The organism is Sulfitobacter geojensis (genome assembly GCF_000622325.1).
GTDB lineage: Bacteria > Pseudomonadota > Alphaproteobacteria > Rhodobacterales > Rhodobacteraceae > Sulfitobacter > Sulfitobacter geojensis.
On the sequence record NZ_JASE01000003.1, the window covers coordinates 80,729 to 103,754 of the forward strand.

Here is a 23,026-nt window from a genome sequence, read left to right on the forward strand (position 1 = left end):
TCCCCATGACCAAGAAGACCGAAGACGGCGCAAGCCGGCGCGATTTTCTAAAATTTGCCGGTACTGCGGCACCTGCTGCGGCTGTGGCGCTAACCGCAGGCACATCAGCGGCAGAGGCCAAACCGGCCGACCTGACATCGGAAAAGATGCAAGACACGGCGCACACCCGCGCCTACCTCGACAGCGCCCGCTTCTAGGACGCTGTTTTACGATCCAAGGACGACTGGTTGCGTGACGCCCGACTGTCCGAGGCCCCAATATTAACCAAGCAAGCAAGGGCAATGCCCGAGCAAGCAAGGGAGAACGAAAATGCTTAGGAAAAAGACCAACGGGGTTGCGCGACGCCCCCAGCGGACCGGCATCCTGTCTGACATCGCTGAAAAATCTGTGGACCGCCGTGCGTTTCTGCGCGGATCCGGTCTGGCCATCGGGGGGCTTGCCGCGATTTCGGCAACTGCCGGTTCGGTCACACAGGCCAACGCCGCCACCGCCGTAAACGGTGCGGTTGAAACCATCAAATCCGTTTGTACCCACTGTTCGGTCGGATGTACCGTCATCGCCGAGGTCGCCAATGGCGTCTGGACGGGGCAGGAACCCGGCTGGGACAGCCCGTTCAACCTTGGCGCGCATTGCGCGAAAGGCGCCGCAGTCCGCGAACACGCCCACGGCGAACGCCGTCTTAAGTACCCGATGAAAAAAGAAGGCGGCGAGTGGAAGCGCATTTCATGGGATCAGGCGATCAACGAGATCGGCGATGGTATGATGGACATCCGTGAAGAAAGCGGACCGGACTCTGTCTACTGGCTCGGTTCGGCCAAGCATAATAACGAACAGGCCTATCTGTTCCGCAAGTTCGCCGCTTATTGGGGCACGAACAACGTCGATCATCAGGCGCGTATTTGTCACTCCACTACTGTGGCTGGTGTGGCGAACACATGGGGCTACGGCGCCATGACCAACAGTTACAACGACATCCACAATTCCAAAGCGATCTTTATCATCGGCGGCAACCCTGCCGAGGCGCACCCTGTTTCCCTGCTGCACCTGCTGAAAGCCAAGGAACAGAACAACGCGCCCGTGATCGTTTGTGATCCGCGCTTCACCCGCACGGCGGCCCATGCTGATGAGTATGTGCGTTTCCGTCCCGGCACCGATGTGGCGCTGGTCTGGGGTATTCTGTGGCACATCTTTGAAAACGGTTGGGAGGACAAGGAATTCATCCGCACCCGTGTTTGGGGCATGGACCAGATTCAGGACGAAGTGGCCAAATGGACCCCTGAAGAAGTCGAGCGCGTCACCGGCGCGCCGGGTGAACAGCTGCGTCGCGTTGCACGCACCTTGGCCAATAACCGCCCCGGCACTGTAATCTGGTGCATGGGTGGCACGCAGCACACCAACGGCAACAACAACACCCGCGCGTATTGCATTCTCCAGCTGGCGCTTGGCAACATGGGCACCGAAGGCGGCGGCACAAACATCTTCCGTGGCCACGATAACGTTCAAGGGGCGACCGATCTGGGCGTTCTGTCCCACACATTGCCGGGTTATTACGGTCTGTCCGCAGGCGCATGGGCACATTGGGGCCGCGTTTGGGGTGAAGACAGCGATTGGCTGAAGAACCAGTTCGCAATGACCAAAGGTGCCGACGGCAAGGACAAGTCACTGCAAAACCTTACGGGTATTCCCGTGTCGCGCTGGATTGACGGCGTGCTTGAAGACCCTGACAACATGGACAACCCCGACAAGGTACGGGCTATGGTGCTGTGGGGGCATGCGCCGAATTCGCAGACCCGCCAGAAGGAAATGAAAACAGCAATGGAAAAGCTGGATATGCTGGTCGTGATCGACCCCTATCCAACAGTATCTGCCGTTCTGCATGACCGCACCGACGGCGTTTACCTGCTGCCAGCTTGTACCCAGTTTGAAACGCGTGGTTCTGTCACCGCATCAAACCGGTCGCTTCAGTGGCGTGACAAGGTGGTTGATCCCCTGTTCGAAAGCCTGCCGGACGAGGTTATTATCGCCAAGTTCGCCAATAAATTCGGCTGGGCGGATCGCTTGTTCCGCAACATCGAAATGGACGATTCCGAAACGCCGAACGTTGAAAGCATCACGCGTGAGTTCAACAAGGGCATGTGGACGGTCGGCTATACGGGTCAAAGCCCCGAGCGGATCAAGAAACACATGGCGAACCAGCATACCTTTGACCGCACCACTTTGCAGGCCGTTGGCGGCCCTGCAGATGGCGATTACTACGGCATGCCATGGCCCTGCTGGGGCACACCAGAGATGAACCACCCCGGTACGCCGAACCTTTATGACATGTCCAAACGTGTCTCCGAAGGTGGTCTGACCTTCCGCGCCCGCTTTGGTGTGGAACGTGACGGTGACAACCTGCTCGCCGAAGGGGTCTACAGCAAGGACAGTGATATTCAGGACGGCTATCCCGAATTCACCTTCCAGATGCTGGTTGATCTGGGTTGGGACAGCGAATTGACCGACGCCGAACGCCGCTCGATTGCAAAAGTCGCCGGTGTTTCGCTTGGCGACGTCAAGGAAGGCGATGTTGGCAATGCGGATGATGGCGAAGAAGCGACCGATACAGCCGCGGCCAGCGGCCTGACCAAACCGTCGGGCGAACAGGGTGCGGATGAGGAAGTCGGCGAACAGTCGATGTCGCCGTTCCCGTCGGACTTCAACGAAAAGGCCAGCAAAATCAACTGGAAGACCGACCTTTCCGGCGGCATCCAGCGGGTTGCGATCGCCCACGAATGTGCGCCCTTCGGGAACGCCAAGGCCCGTGCCGTGGTCTGGACCTTCCCGGATCCGGTACCGGTTCACCGCGAGCCGCTTTACACCAACCGCCGTGATCTGGTTGAGGATTACCCGACATATGAGGATCGCAAATTCTATCGCCTTCCGACCATGTATGCCTCGATCCAGAAACAGGACTTCAGCAAGGATTACCCGATTATCCTGACCTCCGGTCGTCTGGTTGAATACGAAGGGGGGGGTGACGAAAGTCGTTCCAACCCTTGGCTCGCAGAACTTCAGCAAGACATGTTTGTCGAAATCAACACACGGGACGCCAACAATCTGGGTGTTCGTGATGGCAAACAGGTCTGGGTCGAAGGCCCCGAAGGCGGCAAGGTCAAAGTCATGGCCATGGTCACCGAACGGGTTGGCGAGGGCGTCGCCTTTATGCCGTTCCACTTTGGCGGCCATTTGGAAGGCGAGGACTTGCGCAGCAAGTACCCCGACGGTGCCGACCCCTATGTTCTGGGTGAAAGTACAAACACCGCACAGACCTACGGTTATGACTCGGTCACGCAAATGCAGGAGACGAAATGTACTCTCTGCAAGATTTCAGCAGCATAAGGAGACCAACCAATGGCAAGAGCAAAGTTTCTCGTCGACGCCGAACGCTGCATTGAATGCAACGCCTGCGTCACAGCCTGTAAAAACGAACACGAGGTGCCGTGGGGCATCAACCGGCGCAAGGTCGTTACGATCAATGACGGCAAGCCGGGCGAACGCTCCATCTCGGTCGCGTGTATGCATTGTTCGGATGCCCCTTGTATGGCGGTCTGTCCGGTCGATTGTTTCTACCAGAACGAAGAAGGCGTGGTGCTCCACTCCAAAGACCTCTGCATCGGTTGCGGTTATTGTTTCTACGCGTGCCCCTTCGGCGCGCCACAATACCCGCAGGCTGGCAACTTCGGATCCCGCGGCAAGATGGACAAATGTACCTTCTGCGCCGGTGGCCCCGAGGAAAACCACTCCTCCGCCGAGTTCGCCAAATACGGACGCAACCGGATCGCCGAAGGCAAACTGCCGATCTGCGCCGAGATGTGTTCGACCAAGGCACTGTTGGCTGGCGATGGTGACGTCGTGTCCGGCATCTACCGCGAACGTGTCGTTGCACGCGGGTTTGGATCAGGCGCATGGGGCTGGGGCACAGCTTACGAACAAAAAGGCGGTTGATGCCCCCCGTCTGAATATGTGAACACCAAAGGGCGGTCCAACGGGTCGCCCTTTTCGACACACACCCATTGAGGATCTGACATGTTGCGCGCCCTGATCGCTTTGATGCTGACCCTGTCTTTCATATCGACCGCACACGCCCAAGACGCCGCGACACCTGATCGCAGCGCGACGGGTGGTGCACAGACCCTTGATGATATTCTGGCCCGCCAGCGGGGCGAGGACGTGGACAACAGTTTCCGCAGTCAGGCCACCGGTGACCCGGACAGCGCTGCAGGCATGGCGGACCAGCTTGGCACATTGGGCGGCGCGTCCGATCCCGAACTCTGGCGTGCCCTGCGCTTTGGTACGGCCGATGTCACCGCATCGAACAATGGCCCCGCCGCAACCGTACTGGTGCAGGACGGCGGGATGAAATGGCTGCAATTCCGGCAGGGTCCGCTGGCAACCTATGGGGCATACCTGTTGATCGGCACGCTTGTGCTGCTGGCGGTGTTCTATCTGATCCGCGGACGCATCAAGATAGACGGCGAGAAAACCGGTCGCACACTTCTGCGGTTCAAAATGATTGAACGTTTTGGTCACTGGTTGCTCGCGGGGTCATTTCTGCTGCTGGGGCTTACCGGTCTGATTTCCCTGTTCGGCCGTAAGGTACTGATCCCCGCATTCGGTCACGAGGCATTCGCCTTTCTCGCTGTGGGGTCCAAATGGGTGCACAACAACGTGTCCTGGGCATTCATGCTGGGGCTCGTCATGATTTTTATCATGTGGGTCATCCACAATCTGCCTGACCGGACCGACATCAACTGGCTGCTGAAAGGCGGCGGAATCTTTTCCAAGGGGCATCCGCCCGCCAAAAAATTCAATGCGGGTCAAAAACTGATCTTCTGGTCCGTTATCGTGCTGGGAACTTCGATCTCTGTTTCGGGTCTCGCGCTTCTGTTTCCCTTCGAAATCAATATGTTCGCGGCCACCTTTGCCAAGCTGAACGCTTTCGGCATATCCGGTGCCTTAGGTCTGGGCGAATTGCGCGAAACCCTCGCCCCGCACGAAGAAATGCAATACGCACAGCTGTGGCACGCGATTGTCAGTTTCGTGCTGATGGCAATTATTTTTGCGCATATCTATATCGGCACCGTCGGGATGGAAGGTGCCGCTGACGCAATGACCAGCGGCGAAGTCGAAGAACAATGGGCCCGCGAACACCATTCCATCTGGGCAGACGAAGTTACGGCACACGACGAAACACAGCGCGCAAACGCGACACCGGCGCAATAGTCATGCGCACCCGCAGATCGACACCTTTTAGCGGTGCAAGGAGAAAACAAAGATGAAAGCCATGCTGCTCGCATTTCTGGCCGTTGCCGTCATTGCTGTCGGGGCGAACACCGTGCTTGAACAGGCCGGTTTCTCAAGTCAGGATCGCACGGCAGGCCCTACCGTTCGTCTTGGCAACTGAACTGCATAGGGCCGGCTAGGACATCCTGCAATGAACGATATCTGGGCCGGACTTCAGGCGGCATTCCGGCTGATCCTCACGCTTGATGCCGACCTTGTTGAAATCACCCTGTTGTCACTGCGCGTCAGTCTTTCGGCCCTTGTTGTCGCTTCCCTGATCGCCTTGCCATTTGGCACCTGGTTGGCCATTCGCCGTTTCAGGTATCGCCGCGCCGCCATCGCCACATTGAATGCGCTGATGGGGCTGCCGCCTGTTGTTGTCGGGCTGATCGTGTATCTGCTGCTGTCCCGCTCTGGTCCTTTCGGGGTGCTGGGGCTTTTGTTCACCCCGACCGCAATGATCATCGCGCAGGTCATCATCATCACACCGTTGATTGCATCGATCACCCATCAGGCGATGCGGGAACTTTGGGCGGAATACCACGACCTTTTGATTTCCCTGAACACCAGTAAACGCCAGCGGGTGATGACCCTGATCTGGGACGGCAGGCGTACCTTGATGACCGCAGCCCTTGCCGGATTTGGCCGCGCCATCGGCGAGGTCGGGGCGATTATGATCGTGGGCGGCAATATTGATCACGCCACACGCGTGCTGACAACCGCCATTGCACTTGAAACTGGCAAAGGTGATTTTGCGCTCGCGCTGGGTTTGGGATTTGTGTTGATCGCACTGGCGTTGGTGGTGAACCTGACTATCCATGCCCTGTCACGCACGGAACGGGAGGGCACATGGTAGATCCGCAGATGTCCGTCCAGCTTGTCGATGTCGTCGTGAAGCGGCGCGGGAAAACCGTGCTGGGGCCGGTAAACCTTGACCTTGGCGCGGCCCGTTTCACGATCGTGATCGGCCCGAACGGTGCTGGGAAAACCACATTGCTCAAGGTGCTTCACGGCGTCGAACGGGTCTCAAGCGGGACGGCGCAGTGGTCGGTCCCCGATGAACAGGCGCGACAGGCCCAAGCCTATGTATTCCAAAGCCCTATCATGCTGCGTCGGTCGGTGCGCCAAAATCTGGCCTACCCGCTGCAACTGCTTGGGATCGGCAAGGATGAAACTGCAGAGCGCGTTGCGACGTGGGCGCGCAACATCGGGCTTGAGGACATGCTGGACACGCCAGCCCCGCGATTGTCAGGCGGGGAAAAACAAAAACTGGCCTTGGGGCGCGCCCTGATCCGCCAACCCAAAGTTCTCTTCCTTGACGAGCCTTGCGCGAACCTTGACGGCCGTTCCACCCGCGAGATCGAGGCGCTCTTGACAGTGGCAACCAAGGCGGGAACAAGGATTGTCATGACAACCCATAACATCGGACAGGCCATGCGTTTGTCCGAAACGGTCATATTCCTGCTGAACGGTGCTGTGCACGAAAGCGGCCCCGCTTCAGAATTCTTTAACGCGCCCCGCACACCCGAGGCGCAAGCCTTTCTTAAAGGAGACATTGTCGAATGATCCGCAGTCTTATTGCCCTGATATTTGTTTTCACCACCCAGCTTCACGCAGAAACCATGAAGCTTGCAGTGACCACCAGCTTTAACAACTCCGGTCTGTCCGACGTCCTTCTTCCGGTGATCAAGGAAGACATCGGACTTGACGTCCAGCTGCTGATTGTCGGCACAGGTCAGGCGATCCGTTTGGGCGAAGCCGGTGATGTCGATGCCATTCTGGTACATTCCAAACCCGCCGAAGAAGCATTCCTCGCCGCGGGTCACGGCACACATCGCCGCGAAATTATGTATAACGATTTTGTCCTGATCGGCCCCTCTGGCGACCCCGCCAAGATCAAGGGCAGCGCCACAACCGTCGATGCCCTGCAAAAAATCGCCACTGCGCAATCGGCTTTTGTCAGCCGGGGTGACGACAGCGGCACCCACAAAAAGGAGCTGTCGTTGTGGAAGGACTCAACGCTTGATCCCGACAGCTTTGGCCCGTGGTATAAAGCGGTTGGCGCCGGAATGGGTGCCAGCCTGAATACCGCGTCCGGGGTTGATGCCTATATCATGGCCGACCGCGCCAGCTGGTTGAACTTTGGCAACAAGGCCGGTTTGGAATTGCTGTTTTCCGGTGATCCCGTGTTGTTCAACCAATACGCATATTTGCCGGTCAATCCTGAACGCCACCCGCATGTCAACACCGACGCGGTCGCCGCATTGGAAAACTGGTTGGTGTCCCCCAAGGCGGCTGAGTTGATTAATAACTATAAAATCAACGGCGAAGCCTTGTTCGTGTTCAACGCCAAGCCTTAACCCACGACGCTGCGCGCCCTGTGATGGGCGAGAACCGCAAGTGCAGCAACGATTGCGCCTAGGTGAATGACCTCCGGCCGTGCCAACAGGCCCGCTGCAATGGCAAGGCGCAACGTAACCCACATCGCCCCTAAGGGGGCGATGTCGAACCGCGACAGGGCGCTGGCCACCAGATAAAGCGCAAGCGCCAGTCTGACGAGCAGCCAGAACAACGGCAAAACCTGCACACCGTTTTCATAGCCCGGCAGAAAGCTCCGGTTCAGGCTCTGAGGGTCAATAAGCGCCTGATCTATAAGCAATATTTCCGGGTAGAAGGCGAACACAAGCGGGATGCAAAACATCACAATGCCCGAACGCACCGCACTTACTGCCGTTTCCATCGGCTCCGCTTTCGTGATGCCCGCCGCGGCAAAGGCGGCCAATGCCACGGGGGGCGTAATGGCTGACGCAACGGCAAAGTAAAAGATGAACATATGGGCCGTGAACGTTGCAATTCCGAGGCCGATTAAAAGCGGCCCCATCAAAAGCGCCGCGTTGATATAGGCCGGCACCGCTGGCATTCCCATGCCAAGCAAGACCGCCAGCACCATGGTCGCACCGAGTGCCACAAACAGGAATACCACAGACCCTTCCCCGCCCAGATCAAGCGAAAGCAAAAAGCGCAGCACATCAACGGCCACGAATTTGGACAGGCCGGTAAAGTTCAGGCAAACATCGATCACGGTCACGGCAAGAAACATCAGATACAGCGATGAAACCGTGATCCCCGCCTCTGCCAATGCGTCGAACACTTTGCGCGGGCTTTTGCGAAAATCCCTGTCGAGAAACAGCAACCCACATACGAACGCAGCACCCCACCATCCTGTGGCCCCCGCATCCCCCGCCGCATTCTGATAGATCTGCAAAACCCACGGCAGGTCAGTCGCGCGACAAACACCCGTCAGCGTATCGGTTTGCGCACCCAGCACCCACCCCAACAATCCGCATCCAACCCCATCTTTCGGTGTCAGCAACAAGATCAGGATCAAAAGGATCGGCAGAACAATCTGCGCCAGCAACAGCCATTCGCGGCGCGACATCAGCATGTCTTCGGTCAGGGCACCATAGGCACTAAACCCCAGTTTGCGTGACTGAAACGTGACCGTCAGGAACAGACAAAAGAAATAGGCGACCGCAGGGATCGTCGCCGCAATGATCACATTGCCGTAAGGTGTTCCCGTCATTGCCGCCAAAACAAAGGCGGCGACCCCCATGATCGGCGGCATGATCGCACCGCCGGAAGAGGCTGCCGCTTCTACCCCCCCGGCAAAGACCGGCGAAAACCCGCGTTTGATCATCATCGGAATGGTCAGCGCACCTGTAGACATCACGTTGCTGACCGGCCCGCCGGTAATTGTTCCAAACATCGCAGAGGCCACAATCGCGCCATGCGCCGGTCCGCCACGCAAATGACGCGTCCAGCGAAAGGCAAGCTTGATCAGTGACCGCCCCCCCGCCGATTTGCCAAACAGCGCCCCCAGAATGATATAGGGAAACACCATATTCATCGTCACATACATGAATCGGCCCAACATCCCCGAGGCATTGTTGACCAGCGCATCATGCACATTGGGCCGTCCATCCAGAAACTGACGCGGTTCGCCGCCCAGCTTGGTCATCAGGTATTTGTTGATGTCATCGGGTCCGTGAAAATACCACACCAGCACCGTCGTGATGGCATAAACCGCCGCGCCAAGCGCGACGACGACCAAGGCCAGCCCCCAGACCCGAACGGTATAGCCCAGAAACACCAGCACCGACGCACCCATGATCAGCACCAGCCACACCCCTGTGGTCGTGATACATTTCGGATCATCCACGGTATCGGGCACCGGCAAACCGTATTCTTTCGCGAACGCAACCTCGGCCTTGAGCGTTTCACCGATCAACCGTGCACGATCGCCATTCAACCGGTCAATCAAACAAACACTGTCGATTTCGATCAGATAGGTCAGCGCAATCAGTGCGGCCGCCGCAACCAGCGCCACATCCATCAACAGGCCAAACCCTGCCCAAGGGGTCCCCCGCCACGCTCGCCACATCGAGTGTTTCAGGGCAACGATGGTCATCATCATAAGAAACACGACCGGATAGAACCATTCGGTCGCAAAGGCCCGAACACGCAGCGTGCTGTCGCCGCTCAAACCGCGCCACATTTCCGTCCAGCCGGGGATCGCGGGGGTGCTGTTGACGATGCCGGCAAACACAAAAATCAACGCGAGGGCATAAAGCCAGCGATTGGGAAAACTCGCCACAAATGCCGCCCTGTCCTCTGCGTTCAATATGCCGACTTTCCTAAGGTTAGAGACGCATTTTCACGGGATTACCCGTCCTTTGCGCAGGCCGGAATCGCATATCCTGCATCTTCCCAAGCACGGGTTGCACCCTTGTGATACTTGACGGGGTTGGCACCGCACATGCCCAACGCGGGGTTGTCATAATTTACCGTTTCACCGAAGGGTGCCTTGGCCTTCAACGCATCAAGTGCGGCGATATAGGCGGTGACCAACTGATACACCAGATCCTCGTCCATATCCTTGTGCACGACATCCCCGCCGATGGTAGCGATCGCGCGAAAACTGTCGTCTTCGGAAACGAAGGTCCAGTTTTCACCAAGGATCGCGGCAAGCTCCGCGACGGGCCTTTCAAACGGCGCACTGCCCGGCGCGCGGCTGTATTTATGCATTGCTTCGCTGTCATAAATGTCTTGTGGCAGCGACCAAGCTGTTAACCTGCCAGACGCCCCAAGGGTCGAAATCCGCGCACTTGGAAAAAGCTCGGGCAGGATGACCGCATCGGGTTCGCCCCCACTGATGATCGCTGTCGACTGGCCCCAATTGGCCTGTACACCCTCGTACCCTTCGCCGTCTTTCAGACCCGTAACAATCTGGATCATAGCGCGCGCATTCGCCAATGCGCCCCCGCGCGGCGGGCCATTAAATATCTTTTTGCCCTCCAGCCCGTTCCAGCCCTCTATCCCTTTGGCATCATAAGCATAAAGGAAAAACACCCCCAATGTGTAAGGGTAGATCGCCCGCAAATTACCCGCGAGCGCCGCCCCTTCTTCAGCCCCCAAGGCCCCAAATGGCCCGACGCCGCGCTGCATCAGAAACGGCAGGATATGGGGCGCGCTTGCGATATCTGTTTTGCCTTCGGCCACATTCTGCACGGCGTTGGTCAGCGTCTGGCCATCAGAAAGCTGAATATTCGCAATGCCCGCCGTGCCCGCCACTTCGGCCAAATGACTTGTGGCCAGATAGGTCGATCCCCCCGGACCGGTGGTTTCAGCCGTCAGATTGACCTGAGCCAGTGCCGCTGTCGAATGTAAGAGACCCACCAGCAACGATGCACATGCAGTTAGTTTCATCTGTCCCTCGCAACGAACGGTTTCAGTTAAACAAGCCTGTCAAAACCCCTCTGACAGGGCAAGTTATTTATCGGGCTTGGTAAAATCTACGGCTTTGCACCTTTCCAAATCCGCGCTACCGTATCCGAACGGCCCGCCAACACGCAGGCTTGGTTTTTCGGATTGCCCTGCCTCATGCGCCTCTCGTTCTTGCTGTCCATCTTCACGCTTTGCGCTGCTGTCGTACGGGCCGACTCCCTTCCGCCCCCTGTTACTGATGACATGTTCGCACCGGTATCACTGGCCGAGGCATCGCTGGGCCGGTTGCTGTTCTATGATCCGCTGCTGTCGGGAAACAAGAACATCGCCTGCGCCACCTGCCATCATCCTGCATTCGGCACGTCCGATGGTGTGCCCCTTGCCATTGGCGAAGGGGGCGTCGGCCTTGGCCCGAAACGGCGCAGTGACCCCGATCACATGCCCGAAGAACGTATTCCGCGTAATGCCCCCGCGCTGTTCAATCTGGGTGCTTATGAATTTTCAACCATGTTCCACGACGGCAGGTTACAATCTGATCCGACACAGCCGGGCGGGATCAGGACCCCGATGGATGCGGATATGGTCAGCGGCTTTGCCTCTGTTCTGTCGGCGCAAACGATGTTTCCGGTGCTCAGCAGGGACGAAATGGCGGGCGGGTTTCGTGAAAACGATATTGGCCGCGCGGTACGTCAGGGATTGATCACAGGTCAAGGCGGGGCGTGGGACCTGATTGCGCGGCGCGTGGCCGACGTGCCCGCATACACGCAAATGTTTCGCGCGCTCTATCCGCATATCGACGGCAGTGATGATATTGCCTTTACCGACATTTCCAATGCGATTGCCGTTTTCATGGCGTTCGAATGGCGTTCTGATACGGCCCCTTTTGATGCAGTCCTACGCGGACAAGCGACACTTGAGGGGGGTGCATTGCGCGGTCAGAACCTGTTTTACGGAACGGCCAATTGCGCCTCTTGCCACAGCGGTCCATTCCAGACGGACCACCGTTTTCACGCGATGGGGGCCCCCCAGATCGGGCCCGGTAAGTCCGCCGCCTTCGAGGATCATCACACCGATACCGGCCGCTATCTGGTCACCGGTAATCCTGCCGATCTGTTCGCGTTTCGCACGCCTTCGTTGCGAAATGTGACCCTAACCGGCCCTTACGGGCACACAGGGGCAGAGGCCGATCTGACGCAGTTCGTCACCAACCACGCCGACCCGATATCCGCTCTTGCCCGCTTTGATCCGCGCCGCGTGCGCCTGCCCGCGCTGCCGGTAAAGGACTTCACGGTGATGCAGGACCCCGAACAAGTCGCCGCGATCGGTGCCGCTGTCAAACACGATGCGATCGCATTAACCCGTCAGAACGTTGCCGATATTGTCAGTTTTCTTGAAACCCTGACGGACAAAAACGCCCTTACCGGCGGACTAGGCATTCCCGAAACGGTCCCCAGTGGTCTGCCGGTTCCCAACCCCTAGTTTTCGTGTCTAATAGTGACGGTCTGGCCGGCCTTCACCGCTTGCGCCGTTAGGGTGCCATCGGGCCATCTGACCACGACCTGCGCGCCCGCACCTTGCCCCAAACCAAAATGCAACGGCACTGCCTGCCCGCCCGCATGGCCACCACCGACCAGTTTTTGCATGGACTGGCGGGTGTCGCCCACCACGACATCCACCCGCGCACCCACGGCATTGCGATTGCCACCTGTTTGCGCCAGCTTGATTTTGACCCAGTTGCCGGTGTCTTGCGTCACATTGCGGTAAAGTTCCATCGGCGCGCGCCGGTTCATCACCACCAGATCAAGCCGCCCGTCGCCGTCAAAATCTGCCAGCGCAGCGCCACGCGCGCGGGCCATCGTTGCGACACCCGCCTTTGCTGCCGCCTCGACAAACACTCCCGAGGGTTGCTGCATCAGCAAATTGTTTGGGTCGCGCGTCGCCATGCCAGGCATCTGGTCCACGTTCCCTTTGGCAATAAACAAATCGGGCCGCCCGTCATTATCGACATCGCCAAATTCGGCATGCCATCCGGTTGAGGGCCGCCCGTCACCGCCCACATGCGGGCGATGCGCATAGGTGCCAATGTCGAAAGGTGCCGCGCGATATCCGCCGCTGCCCGCCAGCTGCAACAACTGATCCCCCATCGAGGTCAGGACAACTTCGTCGCGCCCGTCACCGGTGATATCACGCGACGCAATGCCCATGCCCCAAACCGAAAGGTCCGGCCAGCCATCCGACGGTGTCAGAAACCGGCCAGTGGCAACATCCCACATCTGTTCCTTTCCCCCCGACACGTAATAATGCCGGTCATTGGACACCCGTAGACGCAGTTTGCCCCAAGCATCCTGTGCCGCCAACATCGACAAGGCACAGTGACCCGGTCTCAAAGCCGTTGCACGATATCCCTGAACGGTTGGTGTCAAAAGCGTATTGTCGTCGCAGGCCTCGAACGGGCCGTTTGGATCATCGCGGTCCACATAGTTGCCAACCGCCAGATGGGGGCGTTCATCCTGCGCTTTCCACCACGCGGTAAAGGCCGTGCTCCACCGCTTACCTGCGGGGATGCCCCATACCTTGGTTACATCGTCAAAACCGCAATCGCCGGTGCCGCGTAAAACGACATTCGGCCCGACCCGCAGCACAAACAGGTCCATCCTTCCGTCGCTGTCCATATCCAAAGGATAGGCACCGGTCACACCGGTCAGTTCGGGCACGGGCACGGCTTCAAACCGGAAATCGCCGGCATTTCGCATCAACTTGGCAGGGCTTTCGCCACCGGCAGCAAAAAGATCCGGTAGATCATCGCCGTCGCAATCGAAAACCGCCACACCGCCGCCAACGAAATGTTCCCAGCCGCCTGAATAGATATGTTCCGGCAGTCCAGCCGAACGATCCTCGAAAGCGACCTGCGCGGCAGCACCCTGGGCACAAACCATCAACGCTGCCAAGGGCAGGCGCATCAGCCTGCGGCCTCCGCCGTGAACATCATATCCGTGACCTGCGCCAAGGCCCGCGCAGTCGCCCCGCGCGCCCAATCTAGATCCGCGTGGGGATGTACCTCGACCTGACAGGGCATCTGCCCGCGTGACAAAGTCAATTGTTGCACATCGGTCAATACTTCACCCGCATACATAAAATCATAGGTCATCCGCTCACCCGACAGGATAATAAGCGCCGGATCAAACAGGTGCACCACATTGGACAATCCCAGCGCCAGAAACCGGCCTGCACGCTTGAATATCTTTTCGGCTGACGGATTCCCGGCCGAGGCTTCCTTAAAAAGTGTCTCTAACACAGCGCGAGCGTTCACATTTTGATCCAGCGAAAGGTTCAGCGCCGTCGCCCCCTCGCGCACCAGCGCATAGTCGGAAATATACGCCTCAAGACATCCGCGCTGCCCGCAGCGGCACAAGGCCCCTTCCATCTGCACCTTGGTATGCCCCAACTCCAGCCCCATCCCGAACGACCCGCGATACAGCTCGTTGTTCAACACCAACCCCATGCCCACGCCGTTCTCGATCGTGACAACGGCAAAGTCGCTTTTTGCGCGACCCGACCCGAACCACAGCTCTGCCAGCGTCAGCATGTTCGCGTCGTTTTCCAATACCACAGGCCGGTCAAATCGCGTCTCTGCCGCCGCGCCAAAAGGTTGATCGCGCGCTTCCAACAGCGGCGACCACCGCACCAGCCCGTGGGTGTGATCAATCAACCCCGCCATCCCGATCCCGATGCCACGCACGTGTTCCATACCGCGCCCTGCCTTTTCTAAAAGCAGGGTCATCAATGCCTCCACATCATCCAGCATCTGCGTCACGGGCCGCACTGCGCGCGATACGGTCATGCTGGCATTGCTGACCATCGCACCGGAAAAATCCGCCAAGACCGCTGTATGCACCCCGTCCCCCAGCTTGATCCCGATGACAAAGCCCGCGTCGGGCACGATTTCCAGCGCGACGCGCGGACGGCCGCGGGTCTGGTCGCGTTCTGTTTCAGCCATCTCGCGCAACAAACCGGCGCGGATCAGGTCGGCCGTTAACGTGGTTGCAGACCCCGGACTGATTTCCAGCGCGCGGCTGATGTCACTGCGGGCCGCGCTGGATTGCGCGCGCACATATTCAAACACCCGTTGACGCAAGGGTTTCAGCTGGCCCAACGTATCCACAAGCAACGGGCCGCACCCGTCAGAAACAAGGATCGTCGTTGAATCAGCTTCGCCATCCATAAATTTCACTACCTAAACTAAAGCATCCTGATGCAGCACGAAAAACATGCTTTCGGCAAAAGGATTGCGCGGTTTCGAAAGAAAAGAAAGCCATTTTTGCAATAAACCTGCTCTGCTCGATTTTTTTATTTTGACAACTGAATTAAATAAGCCAAAATAGGTCAGCCGGGGCAACGACTCGGGCACTCTTCCTTTCGGAAGGGAAAACGTTTCTGGGAGGAAAACATGAAGAAATTAATCGCAGCGGCAGCCGTGGCTGTCGCAGGTTTTGCATCCGCAGCTTTGGCCGAAGGGCTGACCGTTGGCGTCAGCTGGTCCAACTTTCAGGAAGAACGCTGGAAAACGGACGAGGCCGCCATCAAAGGTGCGCTTGACGCCGCCGGTGCAAATTACCTTTCCGCCGATGCGCAGTCATCCTCGGCCAAGCAGCTTTCCGACGTTGAAAGCCTGATCGCCCAAGGCGTCGACGCGCTGATCATCCTTGCACAAGACAGTGCCGCCATCGGCCCCGCAATCGAAGCCGCCGCTGCCGAAGGCATTCCGGTTGTGGGCTATGACCGCCTGATCGAAGACAACCGCGCGTTTTACCTGACCTTTGACAACGTCGAAGTGGGCCGCATGCAGGCCCGCGCCGTTCTCGCCGCTGCCCCAAAAGGGCGCTATGTCATGATCAAGGGGTCGCCCACCGACCCGAACGCGGATTTCCTGCGCGGTGGCCAACAGGAAGTGCTGCAAGCGGCGATTGACGCCGGCGACATCACCATCGTGGACGAAGCCTATACCGACGGCTGGTTGCCCGCCAATGCGCAGCGCAACATGGAACAGATCCTGACAGCGAACGACAATGGCGTTGATGCGGTTGTGGCCTCCAATGACGGCACCGCGGGTGGGGTTGTCGCAGCCCTGACGGCGCAAGGCATGGAAGGCATTCCTGTGTCCGGTCAGGACGGCGATCACGCCGCATTGAACCGCGTGGCACTGGGCACCCAAACCGTATCTGTCTGGAAAGACGCACGTGAATTGGGCAAAGCGGCTGGCGAAATCGCTGTGGCACTGGCCGAAAACGACGGCGACATGATGTCGGTTGACGGTGCTGCCGAATGGGAATCCCCCGCCGGCACCAAAATGACGGCCAAGTTCCTTGCGCCGGTGCCCGTGACCAAGGACAACCTGACAGCCGTGACCGATGCCGGTTGGATCGCACAGGACAAACTGTGCCAAGGCGTCACAGGCGGCCCTGCCCCTTGTAACTAAACCTATTGCGGGGTGGCGGGTTGACCGCCGCCCCCTCTCTCTCGGGCGCGTCCCGACAAGACCCCTCAACCCTTTCACTACAGGCACCCGTCCCGGCCCTTTTGTCGCGACGCCAAACCGCACAGCTGCGAGGCACGCCCGATGACCGATCAAACCACCACCAAACCGGCCCCGCGCCGCAGCCTGCTGAACACCCTCGAAGTGGACACAAGGCTGCTTGGCATGATTGGCGCCTTTGTCCTTGTGGCGCTGGTGTTCAACATCCTGACCGAGGGTCGGTTCCTGACCCCACGCAACATCTTTAACCTGACGATCCAAACCGCATCCGTTGCCATCATGGCCACCGGCATGGTTTTCGTCATCGTCACCCGCCATATCGATCTTTCTGTCGGCGCCGTGCTGGCGGCCTGCTCTGCCTTGATGGCGATGACACAGGTGCGTTTCCTGCCCGGTATGGGGTTCGAAATCGGCCATTGGGCCATCCCGTGGATCGCGATTGGCGTAGGTATTATCCTTGGAGCCATGATCGGGGCCTTCAACGGCTGGCTGATCGGCTATCAAGGCATCCCCGCATTCATCGTTACCCTTGGCGGTTTCCTTGTCTGGCGCAACGTCGGCTGGTACCAGACCAGCGGCCAAACCATTGGCCCACTTGATAAGACCTTTATGACGTTCGGCGGCATCAACGGCACCCTCGGTGGCCCGCTCAGCTGGGCGCTTGGCATCCTCGCCATCCTTGCGAGCGTTGTCCTGATCTTTCGCGCCCGCCGCACCAAAGTGGCACATGGTTTCCCCGTGAAACCAATGTGGGCCGAAGTCAGCCTTGCGGCCATCTGTACCGCCGCGATCGCAGGTTTCATTGCCATCCTGACCAACTATTCCGTGCCCGAACGTGTCGTCGCCCGCGACCCCGCGAAATTCGGCTGCGAGGCCGCCGAAGGATGCACCCCCGTCTACGGCCTGCCCATCTCGGTCCTGTTGCTGGTCGGCATCGCGATCATCATGACCATCATCGCCCGACGCACCCGTTTTGGCCGCTATATCTTTGCCACCGGCGGCAACCCTGACGCGGCAGAATTGTCCGGCATCAACACCAAATTCCTGACCGTGAAAATCTTTGCCCTGATGGGAATACTCTGCGCCATCTCCGCTGTGGTCGCGTCCTCCCGTCTTGCCAATCATTCCAACGATCTGGGCACGCTTGATGAATTGCGCGTCATCGCCGCCGCCGTCATCGGGGGTACCGCGCTTTCGGGTGGCATCGGCACGATTTACGGTGCCATCCTTGGCGCGTTGATCATGCAATCGCTGCAATCGGGCATGGCCATGGTCGGCGTGGATGCGCCCCTGCAAAATATCGTCGTCGGCGCCGTGCTGGTCTTTGCCGTCTTTATCGACATCCAATACCGCAAGCGCACAGGAGCAAAGTAATGACAACGCCCCTCGTAGAAATGAAAAATGTCTCCATCGCGTTCGGTGGCGTGCAAGCCGTCGATAACGTCTCGATCAGTCTCTATCCCGGCGAAGTTGTCGGCCTTTTGGGCCATAATGGCGCAGGTAAATCGACCCTAATCAAGATGTTGTCCGGCGCTTACAAAATGGACAGCGGCGAAATCCTGATCAACGGCAAGAAAGTGTCGATCACCACCCCCCGCGACGCGCGTGACCAGAACATCGAAACGATTTATCAAACTTTGGCGCTGGCCGATAACCTTGATGCCGCGTCGAACCTGTTCTTGGGGCGCGAATTGACCACGCCGCTTGGCTTTGTCGATGATGACCGGATGGAGGCCGAGACGCGCAAAATCATGGCCCGCCTCAACCCCAACTTCAAGAAATTGAAAGAACCCGTTTCCGCGCTGTCGGGCGGGCAACGCCAATCTGTGGCCATCGCCCGTGCGGTTTATTTCAACGCGAAAATCCTGATCATGGACGAACCCACCGCCGCCCTTGGCGTGCATGAAACTGCAATGGTCGCGGAGTTGATTCAGGAGTTGAAGAAACAGGGGCTTGGTATTTTCCTGATCAGCCATGACACCCGCGAAATGATGGACCTGTGCGACCGTGTTTCGGTGATGAAAAACGGCCAGATGGTCGGCACCGAACGGGTCGAGGACGTGACCGAAGATGACATCCTGTCGATGATTATCCTTGGCAAAAACCCCAAGGCGGCGGCGTAATGTTTATTGGTCTCGACCTTGGCACAAGCTCGCTCAAGGCGATCCTGATCGATGATGCGCAAACCGTTCTGGCCGAACATACCGTCCCGCTAACAGTACAGCGCCCCCATGACGGATGGTCCGAACAGGACCCCACCAGTTGGTTCAATGCCGCGGAACAAGCACTGGCTGCACTGGCTTCGCGGGCGGATTGCAGCAGCGTGAAAGGTGTCGGACTTTCTGGCCATATGCATGGCGCGACCCTGTTTGACGCCAATGATAAACCGCTGCGCCCCTGCATGCTGTGGAACGACACGCGCAGCCATGTCGAAGCGGGTGAAATAGATGCAAACCCGCTGTTTAGAGCCACAACAGGCAATATCGTCTTCCCCGGTTTCACCGCACCCAAGGTTGAATGGGTTCGACGGAACGAACCCGCAGTCTTTGACAGGATTGCAAAAATCCTGCTGCCCAAGGATGCGCTGCGCCTGTTCCTGACGGGGGAGCATTTTTCTGAAATGTCGGATGCTGCGGGCACCGCCTGGCTTGATACCGCCGCGCGCGATTGGTCCGATCCACTGCTCAGCGCCTGCAATCTTAATCGCAGTCAAATGCCCCACCTTGTCGAAGGGTCCGCGCCATCCGGCACGCTGCGCCCCGACCTTGCCGCCATCCTTGGCGCACAGAACGTGATCGTTGCAGGGGGCGCTGGTGACAATGCTGCCGCCGCCATCGGTGCCGGCGTGATCAAGGACGGCACCGCCTTCCTGTCGCTGGGCACATCCGGTGTATTGTTTGCCGCGAATGACGCCTACCGGCCCGATCCCGCCAGCGCGGTGCATAGTTTTTGCCACGCTGTACCCGACACATGGCATCAGATGGGCGTAATCCTTGCCGCCACGGACGCATTGGAATGGCTGTCGCGTCTGACCGGCCAATCCGCGCAGGTTCTGACCCAGGATCTTGGGTCCCTAAAACCTCCGTCGCAGACCCTGTTTCTCCCCTACCTCGGGGGCGAACGGACCCCGCATAACAACGCGCAGATCAGGGGCCAGTTTCTGCATCTCGACCACGCAACCGATACGCAGGCCGCCACGCGCGCCGTGCTTGAGGGGGTCGCCTTTGCCTTCGCCGATTGCCGTGACGCTTTGGCAAGCACCGGTACCCGTATCCAAAGCGCGCTGGCTTTGGGCGGCGGGGCAAGATCAGAATACTGGTTGCAGGTCCTTGCCACTGCGCTGGATTTTCCGCTGCACCTGCCCAAGGGCGGTGAATTCGGCGCCGCAATGGGGGCTGCGCGTCTTGGGATGATGGCCGCCACCGGTGCCGACCAAAGCATTGCAACACCTCCCGAAATCGCCCGCGGCTTCGAGCCGGATAAGGCTCTAACACAGGCATTTTCCGACGGTCACGGTCGTTATCGCGCCGCCTATCAAACACTCAAAAACCTCTGACTTACCCCAAGGAACCACCCCCATGAGCCGCTTTTTCCAAGACCTGACACCGCTCAGCTATGCCCCCGAGTCCGACGGGCTTGCCTTTCGCCACTACAACCCCGACGAAGTGGTGATGGGCAAACGTATGGAGGATCACCTGCGTTTTGCGGTCGCCTATTGGCACAGCTTTGCATGGCCCGGTGGCGATCCCTTTGGCGGACAGACATTTGAACGGCCGTGGTTTGGCGAAACCATGGAGGACGCCAAACTGAAAGCGGACATTGCCTTCGAGATGTTCGATATCCTCAACGTGCCGTTCTTTTGCTTTCACGACGCCGATATCCGGCCCGAAGGGGCCAGCTTTGCCGAAAGCGAACGCAACTTTAAGGAAATCACCGACATCTTTGCCGAAAAGATGGAAACCCGCAAAACCCGCCTGCTTTGGGGCACCGCCAATCTGTTTTCCAACCGCCGCTTCATGGCCGGTGCTGCGTCAAATCCCGATCCCGATGTCTTTGCGTGGTCCGCGGCCACGGTAAAGCTTTGCATGGATGCGACACACGCCTTGAACGGTGAAAACTATGTGCTTTGGGGCGGACGCGAGGGGTATGAAACTCTGCTGAACACCGACTTGCGGCAGGAAACCGAACACATGGGCCGGTTTCTGTCGAAGGTGGTCGAGTACAAACACAAGATCGGGTTCAAGGGTGCGATCCTGCTCGAACCCAAACCGCAAGAGCCGACCAAACATCAGTATGACTACGACGTGGCCACGGTTTACGGTTTCCTTAAACGGTTCGGGCTGGAAAACGAAGTGCAGGTCAACATCGAACAGGGCCACGCCATTCTGGCCGGCCACAGCTTTGAACATGAAATCGCGACGGCCAATGCCTTGGGCATTTTCGGGTCGATTGATATGAACCGCAATGACTATCAATCCGGCTGGGACACCGACCAGTTCCCCAACAATGTGCCCGAGGTCGCGCTTGCCTATTATGAAATCCTGAAAGGCGGCGGGCTGACCAAAGGGGGCACGAATTTCGATGCCAAGCTGCGGCGCCAATCGCTGGATGCCGAAGACCTGATTGCCGCACATGCGGGGGCGATGGATGTCTGCGCCCGTGGCTTTAAAGCCGCCGCAGCGATGCTGGAAGACGGCGCGTTGGAAACCGCCAAACAACAGCGTTATGCGGGGTGGCAGACGCCGCAAGCCGCAGCCATGCTGGATATGGACCTGTCAGGAATTGCCGGTCTGGTCGATCCCGACAGCGCAGGGCCGCAACCCCGTTCGGGACGTCAGGAAATTCTGGAAAATATCGTAAACCGCTTTGTCTAGGTGCACAGGGCGGGAGCCGCTATTTGCACCCGCCCGACGCCCAAGCCCGTAAATTCAATTTGAACCCGCCCCCGTAGGGATGCTGTTTTGACACGGCTTCATCGTCACCGGCGTTCACGTAAGTGGTCCCTTGGGTGCAAAGCGCCTCTTTGGTCCACTGATGGCAATTGGAACAGTTCTGTTCTTTCCACAACTCCTCTGGCAGCCCTTCGATCGGGGAAAACAACGGCGAACCGGTGACCAATTCCTCGATGCTTTTGCCCATGATCGCCGGATCACCGCTGGTGAATGGCATCAGGAACGTCAATTCCGGCCCCATCGGTGCAGCCGGCGCGCGGGACGCAACAGACGCAACAACAGTCGGTTCCTCTGTTTCATCTTGCGCCGTGGCACGTTCGGCCTTCTCGGCCAGAATCTTCAACTCAAAAGCGGCGAATTCGGCATAGATGCCTTCGGGAAAGGCGGCCAGATAGGCCTCGTAATCTGCGACACTGCCGGAGCTTTGGGCGATGCCGATCAACCGCTCCTGTTCGGCGGTGGTATCAACAGGCTCTGCCGCCGGGGTGCGTTCGGCATCAACGATACGATCCAGCAAGGCCCGCGCTTCGTCGATATATTTGCTGTTGGGATAGCCGCGCATGAACAGGACAACCGGCACCGGATCGGTGCTGTTTTGAACCGACGCCCACAGCTGTTCTTCGGCTTGCTCTTCCGCACTTAACGGTACACCAGCGGTGAAAAAGAAATCATTGGTCAAGGACGAACTGTCCCACGGTGTCTGTTGCCCGCCGGTCTGTTCGATCACTTCCACACGGACATTTTTAAACATCTGTTCAATCGGCAGACCGGCAACCGGAATCTGATCCGCAAGCGCCAATGTGAACGGACTGTTACCGCCGACCCCGTCCAATGCCACCGCGCCCGGCGCTGTTGAATAGGCCAAAAACGTCCCTGTTGGTGATTTCATTTCCGCCAGACCATTGTCGTTCAGTTCAGGAATGTCATCAAACGGGTTGTTCCGGCAGGCGTCCAGAATAACGATGTTGGTCTTGTTCTTGGCCGAAAACATTTGCCGCAACACCGCCTGCGCAGGCACCGCGACAAGGCTTAGGTCCGCAGCGTTAATCAGGCTGGCATCAGTGGGCAACAGATAGTTCGACCCGAAAGATTGCACCGCATGTCCGGCGTAATAAAACAGCCCTGTCGCGTCCTTGCCGCCTTTGCGCAGGTCGCGGCCGAACTGCGCAATCGCACGGTTCATCGTCACCTGATTGGCATCGGGCAACAAGGTCACAACAAATCCGCGCGCCTCCAGCGTCTGCGCCATCAATTCGGCATCCGACACTGGATTGTCCAGCGGCGTGACGGAACTATAGCCACCGTTGCCCACAATCAGCGCAATGCGCGGCGCGTCGGATTGTGCCGCCGCAATACCCGCCATCCCCCATACCAATAGGGTGATCAACACAGCCATCCGGCCAATCGTTACTCTCACGTCACAGGCCCTTTTATC

Annotated in this window: 19 protein-coding genes; 14 read left to right on the forward strand and 5 right to left on the reverse strand. The window is 58.5% G+C overall.

Annotated elements, in window-relative coordinates; translation table 11 throughout:
* Window positions 1–5: 5 nt before the first annotated feature.
* The 8 genes from Z947_RS0101685 to Z947_RS0101720 all read left to right on the forward strand — a co-directional run bounded on the left by Z947_RS0101685 (window position 6) and on the right by Z947_RS0101720 (window position 7,682).
* Window positions 6–197 (forward strand): twin-arginine translocation signal domain-containing protein, encoded by a 192-nt coding sequence (locus Z947_RS0101685; protein WP_025042578.1) that lies wholly within the window; start codon window positions 6–8, stop codon window positions 195–197.
* A 112-nt stretch (window positions 198–309) separates the two neighbouring features.
* Window positions 310–3,378, forward strand: a complete 3,069-nt coding sequence (locus Z947_RS0101690) for a formate dehydrogenase subunit alpha (protein WP_025042579.1) — start codon at window positions 310–312, stop codon at window positions 3,376–3,378.
* A 12-nt stretch (window positions 3,379–3,390) separates the two neighbouring features.
* On the forward strand, window positions 3,391–3,984 hold the full coding sequence (gene fdh3B, locus Z947_RS0101695; RefSeq protein WP_025042580.1) for a formate dehydrogenase FDH3 subunit beta: 594 nt from the start codon (window positions 3,391–3,393) through the stop codon (window positions 3,982–3,984).
* Window positions 3,985–4,065: 81 nt separating this feature from the next.
* A complete protein-coding gene (locus Z947_RS0101700) occupies window positions 4,066–5,262 on the forward strand; it encodes a formate dehydrogenase subunit gamma (RefSeq protein WP_025042581.1) in 1,197 nt (398 codons plus the stop codon).
* 52 nt (window positions 5,263–5,314) lie between these two features.
* A complete protein-coding gene (locus tag Z947_RS22435) occupies window positions 5,315–5,443 on the forward strand; it encodes a hypothetical protein (protein WP_276202370.1) in 129 nt (42 codons plus the stop codon).
* 30 nt (window positions 5,444–5,473) lie between these two features.
* On the forward strand, window positions 5,474–6,178 hold the full coding sequence (locus Z947_RS0101710; RefSeq protein WP_025042582.1) for an ABC transporter permease: 705 nt from the start codon (window positions 5,474–5,476) through the stop codon (window positions 6,176–6,178).
* Window positions 6,172–6,888 carry an ATP-binding cassette domain-containing protein gene (locus Z947_RS0101715; protein ID WP_025042583.1) on the forward strand — a complete coding sequence of 239 codons (717 nt, stop codon included), beginning with the start codon at window positions 6,172–6,174 and terminating at the stop codon, window positions 6,886–6,888. Before Z947_RS0101710 ends, Z947_RS0101715 begins: the two co-directional genes overlap by 7 nt.
* Window positions 6,885–7,682 (forward strand): ABC transporter substrate-binding protein, encoded by a 798-nt coding sequence (locus Z947_RS0101720; protein ID WP_025042584.1) that lies wholly within the window; start codon window positions 6,885–6,887, stop codon window positions 7,680–7,682. Before Z947_RS0101715 ends, Z947_RS0101720 begins: the two co-directional genes overlap by 4 nt.
* On the opposite strand, the gene Z947_RS0101725 is transcribed toward Z947_RS0101720, so the two are convergent.
* On the reverse strand, window positions 7,679–9,976 hold the full coding sequence (locus tag Z947_RS0101725; RefSeq protein WP_025042585.1) for a TRAP transporter permease: 2,298 nt from the start codon (window positions 9,974–9,976) through the stop codon (window positions 7,679–7,681). The genes Z947_RS0101720 and Z947_RS0101725 overlap by 4 nt on opposite strands.
* Window positions 9,977–10,044: 68 nt before the next feature.
* Complete coding sequence (locus Z947_RS0101730) at window positions 10,045–11,088, reverse strand: TAXI family TRAP transporter solute-binding subunit (RefSeq protein ID WP_025042586.1); 1,044 nt, start codon at window positions 11,086–11,088, stop codon at window positions 10,045–10,047.
* A 174-nt stretch (window positions 11,089–11,262) separates the two neighbouring features.
* On the opposite strand from Z947_RS0101730, the gene Z947_RS0101735 reads away from it, so the two are divergent.
* Window positions 11,263–12,585 (forward strand): cytochrome-c peroxidase, encoded by a 1,323-nt coding sequence (locus Z947_RS0101735; protein ID WP_025042587.1) that lies wholly within the window; start codon window positions 11,263–11,265, stop codon window positions 12,583–12,585.
* Here Z947_RS0101735 and Z947_RS0101740 read toward each other — a convergent pair.
* Both Z947_RS0101740 and Z947_RS0101745 read right to left on the reverse strand, forming a co-directional pair.
* Complete coding sequence (locus Z947_RS0101740) at window positions 12,582–14,066, reverse strand: CRTAC1 family protein (RefSeq protein ID WP_037938555.1); 1,485 nt, start codon at window positions 14,064–14,066, stop codon at window positions 12,582–12,584. The genes Z947_RS0101735 and Z947_RS0101740 overlap by 4 nt on opposite strands.
* Window positions 14,066–15,328 carry an ROK family transcriptional regulator gene (locus tag Z947_RS0101745; RefSeq protein WP_025042589.1) on the reverse strand — a complete coding sequence of 421 codons (1,263 nt, stop codon included), beginning with the start codon at window positions 15,326–15,328 and terminating at the stop codon, window positions 14,066–14,068. Before Z947_RS0101745 ends, Z947_RS0101740 begins: the two co-directional genes overlap by 1 nt.
* 225 nt (window positions 15,329–15,553) lie before the next feature.
* Between Z947_RS0101745 and xylF the strand changes: the two genes are divergently transcribed.
* From xylF to xylA, 5 genes are all read left to right on the forward strand, one after another.
* Window positions 15,554–16,582: a D-xylose ABC transporter substrate-binding protein gene (gene xylF, locus Z947_RS0101755; protein WP_025042590.1), complete on the forward strand. Its 1,029-nt coding sequence runs from the start codon at window positions 15,554–15,556 to the stop codon at window positions 16,580–16,582.
* Window positions 16,583–16,723: 141 nt separating this feature from the next.
* Window positions 16,724–18,013, forward strand: a complete 1,290-nt coding sequence (locus Z947_RS0101760; protein ID WP_025042591.1) for a sugar ABC transporter permease — start codon at window positions 16,724–16,726, stop codon at window positions 18,011–18,013.
* Window positions 18,013–18,762 carry an ATP-binding cassette domain-containing protein gene (locus Z947_RS0101765; protein WP_025042592.1) on the forward strand — a complete coding sequence of 250 codons (750 nt, stop codon included), beginning with the start codon at window positions 18,013–18,015 and terminating at the stop codon, window positions 18,760–18,762. The genes Z947_RS0101760 and Z947_RS0101765 overlap by 1 nt, the downstream gene beginning before the upstream one ends.
* Window positions 18,762–20,195: a xylulokinase gene (gene xylB, locus Z947_RS0101770; protein WP_025042593.1), complete on the forward strand. Its 1,434-nt coding sequence runs from the start codon at window positions 18,762–18,764 to the stop codon at window positions 20,193–20,195. Before Z947_RS0101765 ends, xylB begins: the two co-directional genes overlap by 1 nt.
* 22 nt (window positions 20,196–20,217) lie before the next feature.
* Window positions 20,218–21,513, forward strand: a complete 1,296-nt coding sequence (gene xylA, locus Z947_RS0101775) for a xylose isomerase (RefSeq protein ID WP_025042594.1) — start codon at window positions 20,218–20,220, stop codon at window positions 21,511–21,513.
* A gap of 19 nt (window positions 21,514–21,532) precedes the next feature.
* On the opposite strand, the gene Z947_RS0101780 is transcribed toward xylA, so the two are convergent.
* Complete coding sequence (locus Z947_RS0101780) at window positions 21,533–23,008, reverse strand: caspase family protein (protein WP_240477497.1); 1,476 nt, start codon at window positions 23,006–23,008, stop codon at window positions 21,533–21,535.
* Window positions 23,009–23,026: the final 18 nt, after the last annotated feature.

What these genes read in the sequence shown, in the direction of transcription:
- Z947_RS0101685 (WP_025042578.1), top strand. Translation starts at nt 6, where the DNA reads ATGACCAAGAAGACCGAAGACGGCGCAAGCCGGCGCGATTTTCTAAAA.
- Z947_RS0101690 (WP_025042579.1), top strand. Translation starts at nt 310, where the DNA reads ATGCTTAGGAAAAAGACCAACGGGGTTGCGCGACGCCCCCAGCGGACC.
- fdh3B (WP_025042580.1), top strand. Translation starts at nt 3,391, where the DNA reads ATGGCAAGAGCAAAGTTTCTCGTCGACGCCGAACGCTGCATTGAATGC.
- Z947_RS0101700 (WP_025042581.1), top strand. Translation starts at nt 4,066, where the DNA reads ATGTTGCGCGCCCTGATCGCTTTGATGCTGACCCTGTCTTTCATATCG.
- Z947_RS22435 (WP_276202370.1), top strand. Translation starts at nt 5,315, where the DNA reads ATGAAAGCCATGCTGCTCGCATTTCTGGCCGTTGCCGTCATTGCTGTC.
- Z947_RS0101710 (WP_025042582.1), top strand. Translation starts at nt 5,474, where the DNA reads ATGAACGATATCTGGGCCGGACTTCAGGCGGCATTCCGGCTGATCCTC.
- Z947_RS0101715 (WP_025042583.1), top strand. Translation starts at nt 6,172, where the DNA reads ATGGTAGATCCGCAGATGTCCGTCCAGCTTGTCGATGTCGTCGTGAAG.
- Z947_RS0101720 (WP_025042584.1), top strand. Translation starts at nt 6,885, where the DNA reads ATGATCCGCAGTCTTATTGCCCTGATATTTGTTTTCACCACCCAGCTT.
- Z947_RS0101730 (WP_025042586.1), bottom strand. Translation starts at nt 11,088, where the DNA reads ATGAAACTAACTGCATGTGCATCGTTGCTGGTGGGTCTCTTACATTCG.
- Z947_RS0101735 (WP_025042587.1), top strand. Translation starts at nt 11,263, where the DNA reads ATGCGCCTCTCGTTCTTGCTGTCCATCTTCACGCTTTGCGCTGCTGTC.
- Z947_RS0101740 (WP_037938555.1), bottom strand. Translation starts at nt 14,066, where the DNA reads ATGCGCCTGCCCTTGGCAGCGTTGATGGTTTGTGCCCAGGGTGCTGCC.
- Z947_RS0101745 (WP_025042589.1), bottom strand. Translation starts at nt 15,328, where the DNA reads ATGGATGGCGAAGCTGATTCAACGACGATCCTTGTTTCTGACGGGTGC.
- xylF (WP_025042590.1), top strand. Translation starts at nt 15,554, where the DNA reads ATGAAGAAATTAATCGCAGCGGCAGCCGTGGCTGTCGCAGGTTTTGCA.
- Z947_RS0101760 (WP_025042591.1), top strand. Translation starts at nt 16,724, where the DNA reads ATGACCGATCAAACCACCACCAAACCGGCCCCGCGCCGCAGCCTGCTG.
- Z947_RS0101765 (WP_025042592.1), top strand. Translation starts at nt 18,013, where the DNA reads ATGACAACGCCCCTCGTAGAAATGAAAAATGTCTCCATCGCGTTCGGT.
- xylB (WP_025042593.1), top strand. Translation starts at nt 18,762, where the DNA reads ATGTTTATTGGTCTCGACCTTGGCACAAGCTCGCTCAAGGCGATCCTG.
- xylA (WP_025042594.1), top strand. Translation starts at nt 20,218, where the DNA reads ATGAGCCGCTTTTTCCAAGACCTGACACCGCTCAGCTATGCCCCCGAG.